The following is a 14,543-nucleotide window of genomic DNA, read 5'->3' on the forward strand; positions in this document are numbered from 1 at the left end:
CAGCATGGGCATGACGAGCAGTCGCCCCGGACGAGTATCAGTCCCACGATCGAGCGATCACGAACCGGGGAAGATCGGACTTAACGTCCACTCAGTTCGAGTAGTGCCGATGCCACGACCTGGACCGGCACCTTCGGGGCATCTGCCGTTCGCATGCGGTGTTCCTTGCGCTGGCTGCAACCTCTGATGGATCAAGCCTAGGAGTGTTCGGGTTCATCCGGAATCCTCGCCGAACGGCCGTCCGGACCCAAACCCTGAAGGCGACCACCCGCTGTTGGGGTGACCGACCTCGAGAGGACCCGGCCGTGACCCGCACCCTGCTCCCCTTCGCTGCTGCTGGGCTCACCACTAGCGCGGTGGTGTCTTACAGCACTGTTGCCCTGACTCTGGCCGTCTGCATAGTCGGCGTCGTCGTCGTGCTCGGCTGCGTCCTCCTGCTGCTCATGGCGGTGACCTCCGTCTGGTCCAGCAAGCCAGAGCGCCGCAAGAACGCGTTCAAGGTCTTCGACCGAGTCCTGTCGTTCGCCCACAAGGTCATCCGCCCCGAGGGGCGCCGCCGTCCTCGACCCGTATCCCGGCCCGCCAGGCGAACCAGGCGCCGCCGGAGGGCCGGTCCCGACGATCAGTAACGTGGCGGATGCGGATCAATGCGCCCGGGCCCCGGCGATCGCCGACACCTACAAGGAGTGGGCCTCAAGTCGCCCTCCAGCAGAAGTCGGAAATCGACGAGGCGTTGACTTCCGGCTCATGAAAGGGCTTGTTCTAACCGGGTGGAGTGCCGTCGGGGTGGTCGTGGATCCAGGACAGCCCGCCTAGGTCGAGGCGTTGGCGGGTGCGGGTGACGGCCACGTAGGCCAGGCGGGCTTCGGCGTCATCGATGGGGTCGGGTGGTGGTGTGTCGTCCGCCTGGTCGCTGGCGTTGTTGTCGTGGGCGCGTGCGAAGTCGTCCGCGATGAACACGCGGGGCCATTCGCGTCCCTTGGCTTTGTGGGCGGTGGAGACGGTGACGTGGGCGTGCGGTTCGGGGGCGAGCTGGGCGACGGCGGTGAGGATGGCGTCGGTGCCGTGGGTGTCGACGAGGTTGACCAGGGGCTGCAGGTCTCGTCCGGCCGGGTCGTGGGCGGCGTAGTCCTGCAGGTCGCCCCATGAGGGGAAGAGGATCAGTTCGGGGTGGTGGGTGCGGCGGCCTTCTTTGAGGTCGCGGGCTGCCAGGGCCAGAGCTTGCAGGCTGTCTCCTCCCCCGGCGAGGGCGACGCGGTATCCGGCGGCCATAAGAGTCATGACCTGGGCCATGGCGCCGACGTTGGTGCGGCACAGCACGGCGTCCGGCTGGGTGACGGGGCCGAGTTCGGTGGCCAGGGCGGGGGTGCCGGTGAGGCGGATGGGGGCGTCGGCGAGGTGCAGCCAGCGGTTGGCTTCCGCGGCGAGGGCGGGGCCGAAGCGGAAGGACTGGGACAGGGCGAGCTGGGTGCCGTCGAAGCCGGTCATGACGTCTTTGGCGCCGCGCCAGTGGTAGATGGCCTGGGCGGAGTCGCCGACCATGACCAGCTGGGCGTGGTCGCGCTGGGCGAGGAAGATCTGCTCGACCACGGGGTTGGTGTCCTGGGCCTCGTCCAGCAGCAGGAAGTCGGCCTGGATGCGCGGCCGGGTAAGAGCCCAGATTTTCAGGTAGTGGTCGTGGTCGAAGCGGACGCAGCCGTCGTCGGGGTGTTGCAGGTCGGCCCAGGCTTTGCGGGCGAACGGCACGATCTGGGCGGCGAGTTGGGCGTGCAGATCGGTGTCTTCCAGGCCGCGCAGGTGGGGGACGTGGTGGCGGGTGATGGCCTCGTCGGCGGTGTGGCAGAAGCGGGTGACGGTACGGAGGATGGCGTTGGAGAGGGCCTTTTGGGTGATCTCGCGGTCCCCGATGCGGAGGGCTTTGGTGATGCCGAGGGTCTGTCCGGTCTGCCAGGCAGGGCGGCGGGGTGCGTTCAGGCGGCGGGTGTAGCGGTGGCCGACGGCCGCGTAGGCGAGCGCGTGGGCGGTCTTGCACTGCACGGTTGTCGGGAAGCGGGCGGCTGCGTCCTGGGCGATGGCCCGGTTGTAGGCGAGGTATCGGCCGCGCCGGGTGGTGGCGCGGGCGAGGAGGGTGAGGGTGGTGGTCTTGCCGGTGCCGGCGCCGGCCTGCAGGGCCAGGTGGTCGCCAGCCGCGAAAGCGTCGGCGGCTGCTGTCTGTTCGTCGGTCGGGTTCACGGCGTGGGCCTCTCGGGGAGCCGGGTGAGTACCTGGCCAACGGCGGAGAGCAGGTAGGCGGGGGTGGTGTGGGCCAGCAGTTCTCGTACGGCGCGGTCGAGGCGGTCGGTCTCCCGGTCCGCGTACTCGGCGAGGGCGCGGTGCAGGGCCCCTTCCACGTAGCGCTGCAGGCTCTGGTTGACGCGGTGGGCTTCGGCGGTGAGGGCGGCGTGTGCGGCGGGCGGGAAGGCGATGTTGAGCAGCACCGTGTGGTCGGCGTCCGGGTAGTGCGCGGTGATCACGTCGATGGGCAGCCGTGCGCCGAACCGGTGGCGCAGGCGGCGGGCCGCTTGGTGGGGAGTTTCGGCCGGTACGAGGGTCATGAGCCGGGTGGCGTCGTGGTTGGCGGCGAGCGGCAGCTCGCGTGCGGCGCGGCGCAGGGCCCTGGTCGAGAGGGGGCGGGTCAGGGTGATTTCCAGGGCGTGGTGCAGCACGGTCAGCTCTCGCTCCTTGGGGAGGCCGGCGCGTGCGGAAGGCGGGTGCGGATGTGGGCGGCGTGCAGCAGGGGGTCGAAGACTCGCCAGGCGACCAGGGCGAGGTCGGCGGCACCCAGTGGCGCGGCATGCGTGGGGCAGTGCTGGGCCCGCCAGCGCCGTTGCTCGGCGTGGGGCAGGTGGCCGAGGTCGTAGACGGCCATCAGCGTGTCGGGCAGGGCGAGTTGGCTGCGGCGGGGGTCAGTGGGCAGCAGTCTCCAGCGGCCAGCGGGCCGTTTACGGGTCAGGACGGTCTGGGCGCAGCGGTGGCGGTGGCGAGTCTGTGCCACGCAGCGGATGGCTTCGAGCGGGCCGGGGGCAAGGTAGCGCACGAGCAGGAGCTGTACGACCGGCCTGCCGGTGTCGGCCGGATCGTCGGGTGAGGCGGTGTCGGCAGGTGGTGGGGCGGGGGTGAGTGCGCCGGTGTCGATGTGGCGGCGAGTGCGGACGGCGAGGTCGCGGCGGGCGTCCGTGAGGAAAGAGCTCAACGGGCAGGTGGGGGTGCGGGCGGGGCATAGGACGGCATGCGGGATGCGGCACCAGGCGCTGCCGTCGCCGTGGGGGTGGGCGAGGCCGCCGCTCAGGTGCCAGCGGCAGGCTTCGGGGACGTGGGCGACAGCGAGTTCGGCCGGGTGCAGGGCGACGGGCCCCCGGTCGGTGCGCTGGTGGAGGTCGATGCAGTGGCCGCAGTGCCAGCAGCGGGTGCTGTGGCTGGCGCGCAGCAGCCGGCTGGGGCTGGTGGGGGCCAACCGTACGGGACGTGGGCGGCGGGCGACGCGTGGGCTGCCGTCCCAGTGGCAGCCCGGCAAGGGCGTGGGGCACATGGCGTGGACCGTGCCAGACGACATGCGGGGACGAACCGCATGTCGAGGGCCATGTCCCACGGTCGGCCCAACGGTTTCGAACAAGCAGACCGGGTGACGCTCAGGTGTTTGACGCCTGCTCGTCGGTTCGGGTGATTTGGAACCGGGCGCAGCCCTCGGGAACGAAGGGGGTCAGCAGCCGGGCGTGCCGGGCAGGGTGTGGTTGTCGCAGAGGGCGCCCAGCAGGTGCTCGATGGGCACGCCGAAGGTGTGGGCGAGAGCGTGCCAAGTGGTGACACTGCCGCTGGTGCGGCCGTGTTCGAGGTCGATGAGGGTGCGCCGGGCCAGGCCGCTGCGGTCGGCGAGTTCATCGAAGGTCCAGCCGCGTTCGGCCCGCAGGCGCGCGAGCACGACGCGCAGTCCAGTGAGGTCGGGGTCGGGCGGCAAGATCGTCACTCCACCATCCGACGGTGCAGTACCCTGCCCCGTCAGTGCGAGTTCCTGCACTTTCCGTCGGAGCGGGAGTGACGTTCACGGTGCAGGGGCCCGCACTACGGTTGCAGGGCCCCTTGACGCCCCTGCTGCCGGGGATACCGGCCTTCGCCACACAGACCGACGGGAGGACACCCAGCCGATGAGGCTTGCCGGCGCGCATACCCACGTGCGGCGCATCTGGACGGTGGAACTGCGACCGCAGGCGGGCAGGCCCTCTCTCTGGTGTCCTCACTGCACCGTCCAAACGCCCTTCTTTCAGGCTTCCTCCGCACGCTCGGCCGCCCTGGCCCATCTGGCCCGCCATGCCCGCGCCGACACACTGCCGCCGCATCTGCGGACCTGCCAGTGCCGGGAACGCGGCTGCTGTTGGCACCCCCGCCATCGCGGCTGCGCCGGACCCGTTCTGCTCGCCCTCACCCGGGACCGCGGCGGCCGCGCCTGGCGGCTGGCCGACACCTGCGTGGCATGCACGGCGGCCACCAGCCACACCGCCGTCGTGCCGGACACCCTGTGCAGCCCCCACCCAGCAGACACACGCGCCCGGGCCCGCCAGCCGCAGACAGACGACGAGCACAGGCAACGAGTCCGGGAGATGCTCAGCTACCTCGCGTCCGCGTTGCCCTGCGTCACTTCCCCCGCCGCCCGGCTGCTGGCCCTGCAGTGCGTTCTGCGTGCCGGCAGGAACGGTTTCGCTTACCTGCCTGCCGGTCTGCTGCGCGGCATGCGCCTGCACCGGCGCCCGGAGGTGCGGCAGGAGCTCGCACAGGGCGGCTGGCTTGACCTGCCCGATCCCCGGGCAGCGGGTCTGCGGGGGCGGCTGCTCGACGACGTGGTACTGGACCAGGCCTGGGGTCCCAGTGCCCGAAGGCGTGCTGCCCACTGGGCGCTGCGGCCCAGCCCGTTTGCCGCAACGGCGGCGGCAGCACCCTCGGAACGGCTGGCCGCCCTGGTACTGGCGGCCCACACCGTCCCGGCCGGTCCCGCCCCTGACCTGGCCGCCATCGCCCGCTTGTGCGGGCACTCGCCCCAGCAGACCGGAGAGCTTCTCGACCGGCTGGTGGCCAGGCGCATCCTGTCGGCGTGGCACCACCAGCGGGAGACCGATGAGGTGCGCTGGCAACCGGCTTTGCCTCCGCGCGGCGCCCCCGGTGCTCCACATAAGTCTGCTCACTGACCGGGGCCGGGCTTCGCATCTGTTGAATTTCAGCCATGCAGGAGAGAACAATGCGCATGTCTTCCGTACTATCGCTACGACGTAGCTGTGCGGCAGTAACCCACTACTGCTCACACGTCACCAGGCTGCGCACCACACGCACGAGATTCCGCACAGGCCGCAGCCTGCCATACGCCTGCCGTGACATCCGGGAAAGGGTGTGAGCACCATGTCCGAAACCACTGCCGCCACCACCGAGTTGACCTCGCAGTACAGCACACAGGTGGCCGGCGACCTTGAGCGCAACCTCAAGGAACAGGAGCGTATCGGTGGTGAAATCGAGGCACTGCAGGCGCAGTTGGCTGCCCTGCAGCAGGACCACGCAGTTCTGGTGAACATCCAGCAGGCCCTCGGTATCCCGGCGGCCCCCGCCCAGCCTGCCCGAGAGACTGTCGCGGCAGTGCCCGCTGCCCGTAAGAGGAAGACTGCGGCCACACCGGGTGCGGACCAGCGGACGCGGGCCAGGAAGTCCGCCGGGTCGCAGCAGAGAACCGGCAAGAAGAGCGCCGCTGCCTCACCCACCGCACAGTCGCCCCAGCCTAAGCTCGTCGGGCTCGTCCGCGAACACCTGACCGGCCAGCACGAGCCCCGCTCCGCCGCCGAGATCGCCAGCGTCCTGGAACAGCAGCATCCCGAGCGTGAGATCAAGACCAAGATCGTGCGTCTCACGCTCGAAGGACTGGTGGCCAAGAGCCAGGCCCAGCGCACCAAGCAGGGCCGGTCCGTCTTCTACACCGCCCCGGACACCGCCGAGCCCGCCCCGCAGGACGAACCGGCGGCACAGCCCACCGCCTGACAACCACGCGCGGGCCACAGCTCTGTTGGAACCGGCCGTCTCCGGCCGCGCCGGCTCAACGACGCCCGTGGCGGCCCGCACGGCCGTCCCATACGTCAGGCTGGTGAGCGCGGTGGGATACGGCTACTGACGCTGGGGGGTGCGTCGACGCGTCGGCGGCAGGCCTTCGCACGCGTGGGTGGGGCCGGCCAGGAGGTCAAGTACGTCAATGGCGTAGTGGGCTGCCACACGGTCGCAGTCGTCCAGGGGCCAGGCCGCGGTACCGGCTTGGCTGCGGCTGACCTGGGCCTGGCTGACCCCAGCGCCGCAGCGAGATCGGCCTGTGTCTCCCCCGCCAACTGCGTGAGGGCGGCGACCGCAGCCCTCACACGTTCCCCCAACAACAGCACCATGGCGTTCAACTTGCCGCTGTCCGTCGCCGGCACGTCTGCACGACGGTGTGCCAGGGGTTGTTGGTGTGCCGGGGCGGGCCGGTCAGCGTGGGCGCCAGGTGCGGATTTCGAGGTGGAGGATGTGAGCGTCCGGGTGGATGCGTCCGGTCTCCACCAGCCATTGGTGCACGGCGGCAGTGACGTCGCCGGCGGCGGCGTCCACGCGGCGGGCGAAGTCGGCGGCGTCGAAGCCGCCGGTCTGGGAGGAGCCGTAGGAGCGTTCCTCGGTGTGGTCGGTGCGCTGGATGACGTCGCGGCGGATGCCGGGTGAGTCGGTGCGGCTGCCGGAAGGGTGCACGTAGCCGGTCTTGGCCAGGCGGACGGTGAAGGCCAGGCGCAGTCCCAGGCGGGCGGCTTCGGCGATCAGGGGGCGCAGGCGGGCGGAGCCGGAGGCGATGGCCTGGGCGCCGACGCGGCCGGTGCCGGAGCCGGTGGGGGTGATCAGGAGGGCCTTGCCGCGGACCCGGGCGCGGGTGCCGGAGGCGGTGGTGCGCCGGTGGGTGTGGCGGGCGGCGAGGGCCGCGAGTTCGGGTAGGTCGGTGATGCCTGCGGTCTCGATGGCGGTGAGGACTTCGCGCAGGGCGGGGACGAAGGCCGCTCCCTTGTTCCTGGTGTAGAACTGGGAGACCAGGGAGGGATCTCGGTTGATGATGCGGGCGATGTCGCGTTTGGTGTAGCCGGCCTGCTGGAGGCGGCCGGCAAGTTGGGCGGCTTCGTTCAACTCGCCCTGGGTGCCGGGGCTGTTGCGGCGGGCGCGGGGCGGCATCAGGCCTCCTGCCCGGTGGCGAGGGCGGCGCGTCCGGCGTCCCGCAGGGCGAGGAGTTCGTCCTCGGTGGTGGGTGCGGTGAGGGGTCCGGTGAGCTGTCCGCGCAGGAGGTAGTCACCGGGCTGGTGGTGATGCGGCCAGTTCTGGGGCTGGGTGAGGTAGAGGGCGTCGGTGCGGAAGGCAATGACACTGCCGGGCGGGGTGTGCAGGGCTCCGGCGCAGGCGTCGTCCTCGCGGTGGCGCTGGGTGAGCAGGGCGGCGCGGGCACCGGACCAGATCGCGGCGGCCCATTCGGGGTGGGCGTTGGGGTCGCGGGAGAATCCGGTGGGCCGTTGCCATGTGATCAGTTCGTCGTCGAAGCCGATGATTTCGGCGTCCGGCGGGATGTCGCGCTCCAGGGGGCGGGGGGTGGTACCGGTGACCATGCGGGGGCGTTGGGCGAAGGTTCCGATGCCGTACAGGAGGATGGAGCGCACAGCACGGGAGGCGAGTCGGGCGGCGCGTGCCTGCTGCGGGTTGCCCTGGAAGTGGGCCTGGGCGGAGAGGTTGGTCCAGGCTTCTTTGAGTTTCTTGGCCCAGTCGTCGAGGGGTTTGCCGTCGTCCCACAGGATGCCGTCGAGGATCTCGACCTTCCACGGCGAGAGAGGGTTGGTCAGGGCGGTGTGGACTTCGGGTCCGCCGGCCCAGGTGGTGAATGTGGTGCCGGGCTCGGCCGGGTAGTGCCAGGCCCGCTCGCCCGGTGCGGGTGCGGGGAGGAGGCCGACATGGTTCCAGGCGTCGGGGACGGTGACGCGGACCTGCCAGTGACCGCAGCCGTACAGGGCGCGGGTCTGTTCCTTCTCGCTCCAGGCGGCGAACGTGGCGGCGGTGATGCGGCGGGGGGTGCCGACGGGGGATTTCCAGGTGTGCTTGGCGTAGGCGAAGGTACGGTCATATTCGACGAGTTGGGGCAGTTGCTCGGGCACGCGCGGCGGGAGGATGAGTTCGTTGCGTCCCTGGCCAGCGGTGGCGTGCAGCAGGCCGCGCAGTTCCTCCGACAGCACGGGGAAGCCGTCGGCGTGCTGGCCGCGGGCGGGGATGGTGCGGGTCCACAGGTCGCGGCCGGTCTGGGAGGGAGAACCCATGATCACGGCGTCGTCCCAGTGGCGGCGCAGGGCCTGCCACAGCAGCACGAACGCGTCGCGCACGGTGGCCGGGTCATCGCCGTCGGCGTCGAACCACTCCCCCACCGAGCGGATCTCCACATGCTGTTCGCCGCCCTCGCGCTGGTAGCGGCCGACGGGGCTGCGGGCGTGGACGAAGTGTCCGGCCATGCGGTCGCGGCCGCGGCCGGTGTCGGTGCGCCAGCCCGGGATGGGGGCGTTCAGCCAGGCGGCGACCGCGTCACGGAGGTAGGGGTAGCGGTCTGCGTCCTGGTGCCAGGGGTCGCCTGCGGTGATGTAGATCCGCTCGGCGCCTTCGGGAATCGTGTGGAAGACGGCGGCGAGGATGGCGCCGGCTGACCGGTTGCCGAGGTCGAGGCGGTGGGTCTGGTTGCGGTGGACCAGGACGCCGGTGACGGTGTCGAGGAAGACGGTGGAGCGGGCCTGCTGGGTGAAGTTGGGCCGGGTGGAGGCCAGATTCGCGGTGTGGGAGAAGTGGGCGTCGCCCGTCTGCCCTTCAGGGATGGAGGGCAGGCTCCGCGGCGCCTCCGCTGCGACAGGTGCCAGCGGGGTGGGTGCGGCGATGGAGGGTGCGGGCTGCTGGTGGGCGGCGTCGGTCACCGATGCCGCCGCGCCGGGCTGCGCGGCCGGCTGCGACGCGGAGCTGCCGGGCACGGCCGTGTCCTCGGGGGCTGGGGGCTGTGCCGGGGCGGCGCCGTGCCCGGCGAGGGTTTCGGGGGCCAGGGCGGGGACGAGGGTGACGACGTCGGCCACGCTCATTCCGGCGGCCGGGGCGATCCGCTCGGCCTTCGCCTTGTCATAGGTGGCCAGTTGGGTGATCTGCTGGTCCCGTTCGGCTTCCAGCTTCGCCAGGTCCGCCCGCACCTTCTTGATCTTGTCGCGCACGGTGCGCAGTTCGGTGAGCGCGGCGTTATAGCTCTGTACGTCCATCAAAGCTTCCTTGTCCAAAGCGCGGGATCAGCCGGCGGTGCGGGTGGGGACGTAGGCGATCGCCCCGCCCGAGTGGGAGGCGAGCCGGGTACCCAGCAGCAGTTCGGCGAGCCTGCGGTCGCCGCGGGTGCGGGAGGTGATGACGGTGTGGGGGGTGGACAGGTCGGTGACGTAGCCGGCCAGCCGGGCGTCAGGGAAGGCGTGCCGGCCTTCAGTGTTCTTCTCCCATGAGTGCAGGCCGGTCAGGACGGCCACGACATAGCCGGACAGGGTCACCGGCACCACTCCCCCGGCGGCGACGCCGGCCGGGTCGCATCGCCACCAGCCGCGCAGCGCTTTGAGGAGGTCATCGGGGCCGAGGGTGGCGGCGAAGCCGATCCACTCCCGGTCCGGTTCGCCGACCCGGCGGGCCGCGTCGACGCGCAGCACGGCGATCTCTGTGGCCTCGACCTGGCCCAGGGCCGCCTGCCGACGGGTGCTGAGGGCCTGCACCGCGGCGAGAGGGATCATCACGCGTACGCCGCGGTGGGACAGGCCGGGCAGCAGGCCGGCGTTGACGAGGCGCCGGAGGGTGGTGACGGCACATCCCAGCTCCTCGGCTGCCTGCCCGGTCGTCAGCAGCACTGAACCACACCATCCTTACATGCCGACTTCGATATCTGATTCGGCATTGATTTTAGGGATTGGAGGATGCGGTGTCAAAGAGCCGTGACGGGTTCATCTCCCCCGTGCTCCCAGGCTTCTTCGGCAGCCGGGCCGACTGCATCGATCTTGACAAGGCGGGACGCAATGCCTCCCGGGTTGCGGCCGAATTCCCGGGATAGCTCGGCCAAGGACACGCCCTGTGCGCAGCGTTCGGCCAGCAGTTGTTCGTCCTCGGCGCTCCACGGCGCGTAGGCGTTGGGGTGGATCCTGCGTTTTTCCTCCACGGTGTAGGCCTTGGGCTTTTCCGGCCTGGCGTGCGTGGCCGGTACGTCGTCGGCCGGGAAAGGGATCAGGCGCAGCCTGTACAGCACCCAGCGCACGGACTTCTCGCTGCGTCCCAGGGATTCGGCCAGGTCCGGGACGGGGGCGCCGTCGAGGAATGCGGTGCGCAGCCAGTTCCTCTCGTCCTGAGTCCAGGGGGCTCCGCGGCGGGCCGGTTTGGCCGCCGCGTGCTCTGCGGTCGCTTGCGCGGGGATCGTGCGGGCGGCACCGGTCCGGCCCGGTGGCGTTGGCGGGTTACGCAGGGCTGCCCAATCCGGCTCGTGGCCGGTGGGGAGTTGGTCGCGGAAGGCGTTGAGCAGGCTCAGGTAGGCGTAGGTGTCGGCCGGGTCTGCGGTGTGCTGGCCAGCCTCCCAGGCGGCCATGATCTCGGGCTCGACGTTGAGGGCGTCGGCGACCTCCTCGATCGTCGCTGGCCACCGCTCGCGGAGGCATTGCCGTTCGGCGGGCGGGGGAAGCAAAGACTCCGGGGGCCGAGGCCCCCGTGTGAGCAGGTCGTCCTGGGCGGTGGAAAGCGAGTCCATATCGTGTCTGCCAGACGTGTCGATGCGCTGGCGTGCCGACGGTGGCGGGTCGCAGCGCGGGGCGGGAGAGAAAGAATCCAATTCGGCCAAAACACAGAAGGCCGCTGCGGACCTTAAAATGTCGACCGAGCAGGCCAAACGCCCGGCCAGTACTGTCGCGCGACGCGATGGGGGAAGGCTTCCGCCAGCCTCGTCCCAGCGTCACGCGGTGGTAGCGAGCGGGGTGTGGTCACCTGCTTCGCCACGCTGCCAGCATGCCCGAACAGCGGTCGGCAGTCCTGTGCACGGGGAACGATTCTTCTCACGTGCACAGTTTGTGACCTGCGCCGATACCGGCAGATGCCGACATCGGACACCAGCCCAAAGGGGCAGCACTGGAACACCAGTTCAACTGTCCGGAGTGCCGCCTGACCGCGCGGTGTGTGCTGACTGTCCCGACAGTTTGAGCACAGAGCGCTACAGCTCTAGCCCGATGCCCTTTGGACCGCGGATCGGTGGCGGATGTGGCCTCACGAAGGTCCTTCACTACGCGCCGGAGCAGTGCCAGGGACTCAGCAGTCTTCACTGAAGGGTGCTCCGCGCCGGCGCGAACTCGGCCTGAGCAGGCACGATTTCACTGGTACACATGCGGACAGCGCCCAGCCTAGGTACGGCCAGGCGAGCAGGGCGCCGCCCTACGGCAGGGGGCTGGGCCCGCCGGGCTACCGCCGGTGGTCTGCTGGGCACCCTCGTGATCCCGGGTGCGCCGTGTCCGTTCCTCCCCGTCTGAGGGCACAGCTCCGGCTGACGTGCAGCTGCCAGGGCCCCTTTCTCTCGCGGCGTCAAGCTGTGTCCTGCTCAGCGTGCGGCTCGGCTCACTCGTACGACGTACTTCCTGGTCAGCTGCGCCTGTGGGGCGTGTGTTCGTTTCCGCAGGTGGAAGCGGTGGGGAGCGGGGGGTGTGCGGAGGACAGCGACTTGTGCCGTCCCGCGGTGGACGCATGCGCAGCGGATGTGCCCCTAGACTCGCGCCCTGCAAAGGGCCTCTTCACCGCCCGGAAGGAGGGACTTACTGTGCAGTTGCGCGCCCTGCGCCGTATGCGGCTCCAGGTCGCCGAATTGGCGATGGAAGACAGCGCGCTGCTCGAAGCAGCGAGCCGACGCAGGCAGGAACTCGAAAGCGAACTGTCCGCAGTGCGCAGCCAGGAAGAGGTCCTTGCCGGTAGGGCGCACAGCTCCGGAGGGCTGCTCGCTGCTGTCGATCGGCAGATTGAACGACGTCAGACCGGCACTGCCGCAGGCTCGGACGCGAGTCCCGGAGCCGCCGGAGAGACGGGCCACGGCGGGGATCCCCGTGCACGCATGACGGTGCCCGAAGCGATCCGTGCGCTTCTCCTGGAGCAGGAAGGGGCCACGACGAAAGAGATCACGGACAACATCACGAAGATGTGTCCCGACGTGAAGGTCAAAAACGTGAGTAAGACACTGGTGCGCCTGAAGACGCGGGGATTGCTCACGCAGCCGCGCGTCGGTGTCTACCGTCTCGCCGGAAAGTGGGCCATCGCCGACAGTCCCTAATCGTCCGGCTGAGCATGCGTGAACACCGCCGGTGTCTGGAAGCCCCGGCGGTGTCACGGTGCGCATGTTCGGCCTCACGCCTACGCGCGCCGCCACTATACCCAGCGTGCTGGGAGCAGGGCGCTGCGTGTCATTCCTACGTGCAACAGAACCAGAAAGACCTCACGCCCATGGAAGATCTGTTCTCCCACCCCGATTCCACGCCCCCTTCCGGCACAGCCTTCTCGGATGCCTTGGGGAACGTGACCGCCTCTCCCGCCTCGTGCACTGAGCGGACGATCCCGACTGACCGTGCCAGCCTCCAGCGTCAGGTGTCTCTCGTACTGGCTGGTGCCGACAGGAGCGGCAAGGAGCGCCGCACCGTCGCCAGCGCGGATCTGGCGCGCGATGAGGGGGTGACGACCGAGACCGCCACCCAAACGCTGCGGTTCTGCAGCCAGATCGGCTTGTTCACCGGCGAGCGGGGCAAGTTCGTTGTCACCGAGGCAGGGTGGGCCATCGCGCAGCGGTGGCGGGAGGACGAGACGCACGCGCGGTTGCAGCTGCAGGCCCCGTTCCTTGCCCACTGGTCGACGGCGAAAACGTGGGAAGTGCTGCGTGCGGGCCCGATGCCGGTGGATGAGCTGGCGAGGTACCTCCAGCACGGTCTGCCCGGAAAGCCTCGACGCGGGGTGTATCTGGTCGAGTGGCTGGCGCTGGCGCTGCTGGTGCACCGCGACCGGCAGGGCCTGGTGTGGCCGGCCCCGGCCCTGAGGGCGGCGGCCAGCCCGGAGGGCGCAGGAGACCCTGCACCGACTGTCGGACCGGAGCAGCCGGAGCCCGAGCCTGAGCTGGACACCTTGATGGGCATGACCAACAGCCAGCTGAGGAAGCTTTCTCCCGAGCGCTACCGTGCCGTGCTCGACAACCTGGCCCAGGTGCTCGAGTTCACCCCGGCCTGATTCCACCGGCGTTCCGCGGCCGGTGTGGTGCCGCGGTCGTCCGTCTCACTGCCATCGTGCCGTCCTGGCGGTCCTGCTCCGTGGTGTGAAGGGCTTGCGGCCATCCGCCGGCCGCAGCTCTGCCCACCTTGGCGAACTGGTGTGCCACTGCGCTGATTTGGCGCTCCCCTGACCGTCCTTGGGCGTATGCCCACCGACCGGTGCGGTCCGTCTGGCGCGGCCGCCGGTCCGGGGCAGCTCGTTTTGCGCCGCTGCACTGGCACCGCAGGCCGTACCGCCAGACCGGAACGGCCCCACCCATCCTGAATTCTTCTCTTGAAAAGGCAGTTGTTTGTGTCCACTGCATCCCCTGCAAGGCAGCAGTCTGTGTCTGTCCCGTCATCCCGCGTCCGGAGTCGCCTGGTGGATCCGGCTCACGTGACCGCACGGTTCGTGGACTCCTCCGGCATCGAGCATGAGGTGCCGTGGCTGGAGGCCGCTGGCGAGCGGCGGCTGGAGGGGTGCCTGCCGGTTCAGAGGTTTCCGGTGCTGAAGGGGCGCCGGGTGGCACCGGGTTGGTGGTGGTCGGCGACCGACCGCCGTCTGGTGCACTACGGCTTCAAGGCCATGCGCACGCAGGTCATGATGCTTGACCATGATCCGGGCGTGGTGGCGCTGGCTTGTCGGCCGGTGGAACTGTTGTGGCGGGGCCGGGGCGGGAAGACCGTGTCGCATGCGCCGCATCTGATGGCGCGGCTGGCCGACGGCAGCGGGCTGCTGGTGGACTGCGCAGGCCGGTTCGGAGCGGGTCGGCGTCTGGTCCGGCGGGCCGCGCATGTCGAGGCGGCGGCGTGTGCTGCAGGGTGGCATTACCGGCTGGTCGGGCCCCCTGCACCCGTGGTGGAGGCCAACGTGCGCTGGCTTGCCGGCTACCGGCATCCGCGGTGTGCGCAGGGCCGGTTGGCGGAGGTGGCCGAGCGCTTCCGGACGCCGCTGGCTCTGGTCAAGGGAGTGCGGTTGCTGGGAGATCCGATCGCGGTGTGGCCTATGGTTTTCCATGCCCTGTGGGCCTGTGTGCTGAGTGCGCCACTGGACCGTCCGCTGCACGAGCGGGCCATCGCGGTGGCCTCCCCGACGGGGGCCGGACGGTGAGCCGGCCGGTACTCGAGGTCGGCACTGCCATCACGTGCGGCGGCCGGGAGTGGACCGTTGCTGGT

Annotated in this window: 14 protein-coding genes; 6 read left to right on the forward strand and 8 right to left on the reverse strand. The window is 70.2% G+C overall.

From position 1 onward, the window contains the following. The first annotated feature begins 305 nt into the window (after window positions 1-305). Window positions 306-629, forward strand: a complete 324-nt coding sequence (locus tag ACIBAF_RS41400; RefSeq protein ID WP_399470590.1) for a hypothetical protein — start codon at window positions 306-308, stop codon at window positions 627-629. A gap of 133 nt (window positions 630-762) precedes the next feature. Here ACIBAF_RS41400 and ACIBAF_RS41405 read toward each other — a convergent pair whose 3' ends face one another. The 4 genes from ACIBAF_RS41405 to ACIBAF_RS41420 all read right to left on the reverse strand — a co-directional run bounded on the left by ACIBAF_RS41405 (window position 763) and on the right by ACIBAF_RS41420 (window position 4,003). Beyond that, entirely contained in the window at window positions 763-2,232 is a 1,470-nt protein-coding gene (locus ACIBAF_RS41405; protein WP_399470592.1) for a UvrD-helicase domain-containing protein, read from the reverse strand. After that, window positions 2,229-2,705: a hypothetical protein gene (locus tag ACIBAF_RS41410; RefSeq protein ID WP_399470594.1), complete on the reverse strand. Its 477-nt coding sequence runs from the start codon at window positions 2,703-2,705 to the stop codon at window positions 2,229-2,231. The genes ACIBAF_RS41405 and ACIBAF_RS41410 overlap by 4 nt, the downstream gene beginning before the upstream one ends. 2 nt (window positions 2,706-2,707) lie before the next feature. Continuing rightward, window positions 2,708-3,592 (reverse strand): DUF6083 domain-containing protein, encoded by an 885-nt coding sequence (locus tag ACIBAF_RS41415; RefSeq protein ID WP_399470597.1) that lies wholly within the window; start codon window positions 3,590-3,592, stop codon window positions 2,708-2,710. A gap of 147 nt (window positions 3,593-3,739) precedes the next feature. Next, window positions 3,740-4,003, reverse strand: coding sequence for a helix-turn-helix transcriptional regulator (locus ACIBAF_RS41420; protein WP_399470599.1), 264 nt, complete (start codon window positions 4,001-4,003; stop codon window positions 3,740-3,742). A 178-nt stretch (window positions 4,004-4,181) separates the two neighbouring features. Here ACIBAF_RS41420 and ACIBAF_RS41425 point away from each other — a divergent pair, with 178 nt between their 5' ends. Beyond that, complete coding sequence (locus ACIBAF_RS41425) at window positions 4,182-5,216, forward strand: hypothetical protein (protein ID WP_399470601.1); 1,035 nt, start codon at window positions 4,182-4,184, stop codon at window positions 5,214-5,216. 208 nt (window positions 5,217-5,424) lie between these two features. Then, window positions 5,425-6,051 (forward strand): hypothetical protein, encoded by a 627-nt coding sequence (locus tag ACIBAF_RS41430; RefSeq protein ID WP_399470603.1) that lies wholly within the window; start codon window positions 5,425-5,427, stop codon window positions 6,049-6,051. Between the two features lie 474 nt (window positions 6,052-6,525). On the opposite strand, the gene ACIBAF_RS41435 is transcribed toward ACIBAF_RS41430, so the two are convergent. The 4 genes from ACIBAF_RS41435 to ACIBAF_RS41450 form a co-directional block, all read right to left on the reverse strand. Then, window positions 6,526-7,248, reverse strand: a complete 723-nt coding sequence (locus tag ACIBAF_RS41435; protein ID WP_399470605.1) for a helix-turn-helix domain containing protein — start codon at window positions 7,246-7,248, stop codon at window positions 6,526-6,528. Next, complete coding sequence (locus ACIBAF_RS41440; protein ID WP_399470607.1) at window positions 7,248-9,341, reverse strand: hypothetical protein; 2,094 nt, start codon at window positions 9,339-9,341, stop codon at window positions 7,248-7,250. Before ACIBAF_RS41440 ends, ACIBAF_RS41435 begins: the two co-directional genes overlap by 1 nt. Window positions 9,342-9,368: 27 nt before the next feature. Then, window positions 9,369-9,965 carry a helix-turn-helix domain-containing protein gene (locus ACIBAF_RS41445; protein ID WP_399470609.1) on the reverse strand — a complete coding sequence of 199 codons (597 nt, stop codon included), beginning with the start codon at window positions 9,963-9,965 and terminating at the stop codon, window positions 9,369-9,371. A 74-nt stretch (window positions 9,966-10,039) separates the two neighbouring features. Further along, window positions 10,040-10,849: a hypothetical protein gene (locus ACIBAF_RS41450; RefSeq protein ID WP_399470611.1), complete on the reverse strand. Its 810-nt coding sequence runs from the start codon at window positions 10,847-10,849 to the stop codon at window positions 10,040-10,042. 1,053 nt (window positions 10,850-11,902) lie between these two features. On the opposite strand from ACIBAF_RS41450, the gene ACIBAF_RS41455 reads away from it, so the two are divergent. From ACIBAF_RS41455 to ACIBAF_RS41465, 3 genes are all read left to right on the forward strand, one after another. Continuing rightward, entirely contained in the window at window positions 11,903-12,406 is a 504-nt protein-coding gene (locus tag ACIBAF_RS41455; protein ID WP_399470613.1) for a hypothetical protein, read from the forward strand. A 140-nt stretch (window positions 12,407-12,546) separates the two neighbouring features. Further along, entirely contained in the window at window positions 12,547-13,347 is an 801-nt protein-coding gene (locus ACIBAF_RS41460) for a hypothetical protein (protein WP_399470615.1), read from the forward strand. Window positions 13,348-13,764: 417 nt separating this feature from the next. Continuing rightward, window positions 13,765-14,478 (forward strand): TnsA-like heteromeric transposase endonuclease subunit, encoded by a 714-nt coding sequence (locus ACIBAF_RS41465; protein WP_399470617.1) that lies wholly within the window; start codon window positions 13,765-13,767, stop codon window positions 14,476-14,478. Window positions 14,479-14,543 lie beyond the last annotated feature (65 nt).

The sequence above is a fragment of the Streptomyces sp. NPDC051677 genome, assembly GCF_044453465.1.
Lineage (GTDB): Bacteria > Actinomycetota > Actinomycetes > Streptomycetales > Streptomycetaceae > Streptomyces.